The organism is Bacillus sp. HNG (genome assembly GCF_003400205.1).
Lineage (GTDB): Bacteria > Bacillota > Bacilli > Bacillales > Bacillaceae_L > Ferdinandcohnia.
The window spans coordinates 150,050-156,523 of the sequence record NZ_QUQV01000010.1 but is presented as its reverse complement, the minus strand read 5'-3'; the positions used below and the strand labels follow the sequence as shown (position 1 = coordinate 156,523).

At 32.2% G+C, this 6,474-nt stretch carries 4 protein-coding genes; all 4 read right to left on the bottom strand.

The window, feature by feature from the left end; genetic code table 11:
• Nucleotides 1-109: 109 nt before the first annotated feature.
• Complete coding sequence (locus DZB84_RS17765) at nt 110-778, bottom strand: type I restriction enzyme endonuclease domain-containing protein (RefSeq protein WP_262983980.1); 669 nt, start codon at nt 776-778, stop codon at nt 110-112.
• Between the two features lie 551 nt (nt 779-1,329).
• The gene (locus tag DZB84_RS17760) at nt 1,330-2,358 is read right to left on the bottom strand and encodes a reverse transcriptase family protein (RefSeq protein WP_189655293.1); all 1,029 of its coding nucleotides are present in this window, start codon (nt 2,356-2,358) and stop codon (nt 1,330-1,332) included.
• A 258-nt stretch (nt 2,359-2,616) separates the two neighbouring features.
• Nucleotides 2,617-4,632: a retron Eco8 family effector endonuclease gene (locus tag DZB84_RS17755; protein WP_189655292.1), complete on the bottom strand. Its 2,016-nt coding sequence runs from the start codon at nt 4,630-4,632 to the stop codon at nt 2,617-2,619.
• A gap of 447 nt (nt 4,633-5,079) precedes the next feature.
• Nucleotides 5,080-6,468, bottom strand: a complete 1,389-nt coding sequence (gene rlmD / locus DZB84_RS17750) for a 23S rRNA (uracil(1939)-C(5))-methyltransferase RlmD (protein WP_116353663.1) — start codon at nt 6,466-6,468, stop codon at nt 5,080-5,082.
• Nucleotides 6,469-6,474: the final 6 nt, after the last annotated feature.

Genomic DNA, 6,474 nt, shown 5'->3' with positions numbered 1-6,474 from the left:
TCGACACAATTAATGTAGTGGGACTTGGGGTGACTGGCAAGTCTTTTTTTATGCACTCATTAAATAAAGTGCAGGACTCTGCATTTTTTCGTTGCAAAGCTCTGCACTTTTATTTTGCAATAAACAGATAGTCCCACTTTCGTAGAACCTTCTTGATGTATAACCTCATTCGAGCTTGTGCGCTTTCCTTTTTATCCCAATCATGAGATCGATGTTCTTTAGCTGTTTTAGCTAAATCTTTTGCAATGTTTAGCAATATTTCATCTTCCAGTAATGTCTTAATATCAGGATCAGGCCCTAGAACATCAAAGAAGGCTCTTTCTTCATAGGATAAACCAAGTTGTGTTCCTTCGTTAATCGCTTCTTCAAGTTCTTCTTTAAACTTGAGAAGTTCCTCAAATACTTCATAAACGTCTAAATGATCGTTCCTATTGTGATACTTCTCTATTATTTTTTCAAATCTCTCAGAAAAGCTTTTACTTACAGTCATATTTTTCTTATTAACATCTTTGAGTTTTTCTTCCATAACACGCATTAAAAATAAAGACGGAATGTGTACGTTCATATAATTTTTCAGTTGCTTGTACGCATCATCAATATTTACTTCTTCACGAGATGCACTTTTTAATTCGATAATAATTAACGGCATCCCATTTACATAAACAACAACATCGGGTATTTTCTTGGCACCTTTTTCAATAACCTCTAGCTGATTAACAACAAGAAAATCATTATTTTTTGGGGTAATCCAATCTATAAGAGAAACACGGTGATAAATATAGCTAAATCTATCCGATAATCTGATTTACCTACATGAGTATGCACCTCATATCCTAATTTATATCACATGTACCCTCATGTGAATGTTAAAACTATCTTGCCCGTTAGCTTAACGTGAATATTGATAGGAATATCATAACATATTCAACAGTAACGTTTTTACCTATGTACAGGTTTGATACAATGGGGACGGCATCAATTTTAAAGCTCTAGCGGGTTTCAGCGTATCCATACGAAGCGGGAACGTATACATAAACGTCCCTATGTATCGCTTCGTGCCGTTGTCGTCAGCTATCGCTATCGTTCCCGCCGCTGTCTCTATAAAATCCTTTTAAATCGTTTAATAATTCACTCTAGTGAATAGGTAAAGAATAATCTTCCTACTAAAAGAAGCAGGACCTCGTATGGGTTCCTGCTTCTTTTAGAGAAAGTATGTATATCTTTTATTTAATCATGTGTAGATTCCTTAAAGTTGAACTAGTATATTTCTTAAATTATATTAGTATGAAAGAAAGATCATTTCCATATAATTATCAAGTTCTAAATAACTTAAAGTATTAATAAATCAAGAATTTTCTCAATTTCGTTTATCTTATATAATAACTTTTTGTTACCTTTATTTAAATGCTCCGGCAATACTCCAACACTATCAAATGGAAGTAATCCAAGTAAAAAGGAACGATACCCTGCTAAATAATTATGAAGCCAAAAAAGATCGATTTCTGTGCTATCAGTCAATTTAAAATGGTGCTTAATTTCTTTAATAAAATTATCAACGTTTTTTATATTAGTATGTTGATAACAATATATAATAGCTGAAATAAAAGCTGTCTTTTTTCTGGATAATCGTATTTCTTTTCCAATTACAAATCCATTTAACGATATTTCATTCTTAGTTTTAATGATCTTATTTGTATTTAGATAAAGATCATTAGATTTTAATATTTTTTTTATTCCATTTACAAAAATTTTTTTGTGTAAATAAAAACTGGTAGACGAAAAAAGTATATCATCAACATATCGAGTATAAGTAATTCCGAATTTTTCACAGTATCTTGAGATTCGAATGTCCAACTGTCTAAATAATATATTTGATAAAACCGGTGAAGTAACAGCACCTTGTGGAAGTTTACCATCTAAAGTAACAACTTTTACTATAAAATCAATTAATGTTAATTTATCACTAACATTAATATCATCCACATAGTATCCTAATACTTCTCTGAGTTTGTTTTCTTTAATACTGTCGAAGAAGTCCTTTATATCCAGTTTCAAGAATATATCACTATCAACATGCGGTTCTAAATAGTTATAATATGACTTACCTTTCACATAGCCATAAGCATGACTGGATAGTGGAATATAGTCGAAAAAGTTTCTTTTAAGGTTACCTTGTAATTTATATAGTATATGTTCATTGTTAATACAATGTAGAGTTCTTTCCATTCCGTTTTTCTTACTAATTGTTTTTGTATAATATGCTTTAGATATTTTATGTGATTTTAATAACTCTATACAAGTTTTGGTACTCTCTCTAAGGATTTTAGTCTCAAATTTATTCAAATCTTCTATATGCATCCTAATTCTCCCACAAAAAGTAAGGGGGTAAGTACATCCCAAAACCTCGAACTTAGATCGGCCAATTTGATAAAATGTGCGATAACATTTTAGTAGGCATATTACCATGGATTTTTCCCTATAACCGCAAATGAGACGTTACAAGAGATTTTTAGTTTCTTGATGGAAGGGAATAAATGTAACTTTCTTCATGGCATCCGTAGTCAAAAAACTAGACTATTTCAGATTTTACTACTTACCCAAACCTTTACAGATATATTAAACCATTTCTTCCATTTGCACAATTACCTTACCTAATTCCGGAAAATTAGATAGAAAAATACTCCTATTAAAATATAAGTCTTTATTCTCTAAATCTATCTCTTTTTCAAAGAACCAATTCAAAAATGCCGTAACCCATCCGCTTGTTTTCCCATCTAAATTAAGGTTAGATTTTTTTAATTCATTACGAATATTCTTTATATCCTCAAATAAAGATACAAATTGTCTAACTTTATTTGCATCCTTCTCACCATTCAGCCAATCTGCTTTGCCATAAAAAATTACCCTAAGGAAACTAGCTTTTTGATTTTCAGTTGCTAATCCTCCATAAATTCTTTTGAAGTTAGTATCATCCCAATCATGTTCTTGAAGCCAATCATAAAACAGTTTATGATTGTTTATGTTAATAATAGCTCCCTCAATAGTTGTTTCTAGTGGAAAAAAATTATACTCGGAGTAATATTGTTGCATTAATTCTATTAATTCTAACCTTGCACTAGTTTCCTTTATACATAGTCCACTAGAATCAACTTCAAATTTATCATTATTTGTGCGCCTTTGAATTTCGATTCTAGTTCTAAAAGTATTATTTAGCTTTTGTTTATAATGATAATGTTCCCGACTTATTATTTTTTTATCTTTTAGTACATTTAAATATGCATTGCCTGTAATACTATACTTTTTCTTTTTTGGTACGTAACTCAGCAATTTGTCCATATCAAGTAAAACTAAAAATTTTATTTTTGATTTTCTGTCGTTAGGGTTAACCAATTGCAGCTTATCGTTCTTTCCTTCAAACGAGTAAATATCGATTTTAAATAATGCAGGAAACAATATCCTTATATTCTCATTTCTAAATACTTCTAATTCAGTATCACCTTCGACAAATAAGCAAGCTTCGGAAAAGAATAAATTTGCTTCATTATCCGATAAAAACTTATATTTATGTTGTTTAAAGCCATTTATTTTGTTAACTGAAGTCCTGTTATAAAGTGAATTATTTGTAATGTGAAATATATCATAACTTTCATTTTCAAGTATTATGTTTTTTGTAAATGCAGGGGAATGGGTTGCAAAGACCCATTTTGTTGTAAAATAACTTTTGTTTTCCTTTATTTCTCTTACAAACTCTTCAATTTTTTTAACATGAAGATGCAATTCAGGTTCATCTACCATAATAAAAGGCGTTGCAAGATGTTTGTATTCATACAACCTTAATATTAATTGTATATATAATTTAATAAATGTGTAAGAATTTAAACCATAAGACCCAAGTTGAAGAGAATGGGAATCATAATTGAAACCTTTTCCTCCTAATTGAAGTTGAATAATTTGACTGATCTTCTCATAAACGTTTGTTTTCTTTATTTTTATTTCATTTCTTTCAAGGATATCAACAATAATATCAATTACCTCTTGATAGTTATCTTGTTCTTGATCGTTTGCCTCAAATATGCCACTTATATTTTCACTAATATTCAACTTTTGCCTAAAGGGTGCAATTGATCCTATAACTTCCCAGATTGAATCCCAATTATAAAGATTTATATTTCTTGATTCTAAAAAAAAGATTGGAAATCTAACAGCCATAAAGGCTCTAAAATCGTAGTCTTTAATATTCCAATTTATAGTTCTGTTTTTATTGTATTTTAAAGATAATATTACCCTATTATTCACTGAATATTTTTTTGTGTAATAATCAACTTTTTCAAAAATTTCATTTGTTGGATTTATCAAACCATTAAATGTGTGAACCTCCATTTTTTTTATTAATTCGAGGAAATCATATTCTATAGCAATTTCTACTTCATCATTATATGGATTACTTTTGCTAAACATTGACTCATCATATACTTCTTCTGTTAGATTTAAATAAAAGAAATTTAAAGCTTTCATTATATTTGACTTTCCAACATTATTTGTTCCAATAAAGCAATTTATATTTTCTTTTAAGTTTAGTTCTAGAAGTTCTATTGATTTACAATTTTTAATTGTTACTCCTACTATAGACAAATCAATCATCCTTAATTAAATTTCTCATATTTAAAAGGTTGTTCTCTTAATAATTTTTTTAGAAATTAATCTAAATGATAAATTCTGTATTTTATATTTATTATACTATTACATTCTGAACAAAAAAATTATATCTATAAAATAAAGTGTTAATTACTCGCTTATTTCCAAGAATGTTTCCAAAAAAGGAGGCCACCCACAAGTTTGCCTAACTTATGGTAGACCACGCAAAGGATATCTTAACACTAAATGATTTAACTCCACAGGTACTCCATTCATTAGTTGAAAGGGTTATTTGTACTTCTGCTGGGGATATTCACATTCAATATAAATTTGTTAATCCGTTACAAATTAAATAAGGAAAAGACAACGCCCATATAGGGTTAGTTGCCTTCTTTTAAAATGAGTTGCTTTACCGCCTCAACATGCTTGTTTGGTAATCGCAGATTATTTTAATACTAACTGCGCCACAGCTTCAACATGCGCCGTATGCGGAAACATATCCACCGGCTGCACATACTCAGCCTTGTATAGCTTCGACAACACTTGAATATCCTTCGCCAGTGTCGACGGATTACATGAGACATACACCATTTTCTTAGGCTTTACTTTTAAGACAGTTTGCAAGAATTGATCGTCGCATCCTGTTCTTGGTGGGTCAACGACGATGACGTCAGGACGCCAGCCTTCGTTTACCCATTTTGGTAGGAGCTTTTCGGCTTTTCCTACGGCGTAGGTTGCATTTTCAAAGCCATGTTTTTTGGCATTTTTTCTTGCGTCTTCGATGGCTTCTGGGATGATTTCAATTCCGCGGATTTCTGCTGCACCGTCTGCAAGCCACAATCCAATCGTTCCCACTCCACAGTACGCATCAACGATTTTTTCCTTACCTGTTAATTGAGCAGCCTTTTTTACTTCATCATATAATTTGATGGTTTGTTCTGGATTCAACTGGAAGAATGCTCGAGCTGATAGCTCGAATGAAAGGTCTCCAAGTGTCTCTTGGATAACCTCGCTTCCGTGTAGGTGAATCGATTCGTCACCAAAAATGAGTGATGTTTTTTGGCCATTGATGTTTTGGATGATCGATTTTACTTCAGGCAAACGCTTGGTGATTTCGTCGATTAATAAACTTTTTCGTGGGATTTCTTTTTCAGCTGTAATTAAGACAAGCTGTACTTCTCCCGATTGAACACCGACTCTTGTAACGATGGTGCGGACAAGCCCTTTTCGATTTCGTTCATTATAGATCGATATTTTTAAATCCTGAAGGATCATTTTTACGGTTTGCGTGACTTTGCTTGTTGCTGGGTGCTGGATAATGCAGTCCGCGATATCAATCAGTTTATGAGAGTTTAGGCCATATAGACCTGCTATCACCTTTGTCTTGTCCAATCCGACCTGGAACTGACTCTTGTTTCGGTAGTTCCACGGGTTTTCCATACCAATCGTTTCTTTAATTTTGAGCTTCTCAGTAGGTGTTTTACTATATCGTTCGAACGCCTGGACGACAATGTCCTGCTTCTCTTTTAATTGCTGACGATAGTCCAAATGCTGTAGCTGGCAGCCACCACATAAATCGTAAATTGGACATGGTGGCTTCACCCGGTGCTCTGATTTTTTGCGGATTTTTTTAATCCGACCTTCAGAGAATTTCGGATGAACCTTTGTTGCTTCGACGACTACTTCTTCACCAGGTAACGCACTCGGTACGAAGACAACCTGTCTTTTAAAATATCCAACACCTTCTCCGTTGATTCCGAGTCTTTTTATTGTAAGGGGAAAGGTTTGGCCCACCTGTAATTTTGGTTGGTTTTCTTTTTGTTGTTTCATCATTACACA

Excerpts from the sequence above, each read along its gene's own strand:
- DZB84_RS17760 (WP_189655293.1), bottom strand. The coding sequence starts at position 2,358 with ATGCATATAGAAGATTTGAATAAATTTGAGACTAAAATCCTTAGAGAG.
- rlmD (WP_116353663.1), bottom strand. The coding sequence starts at position 6,468 with ATGATGAAACAACAAAAAGAAAACCAACCAAAATTACAGGTGGGCCAA.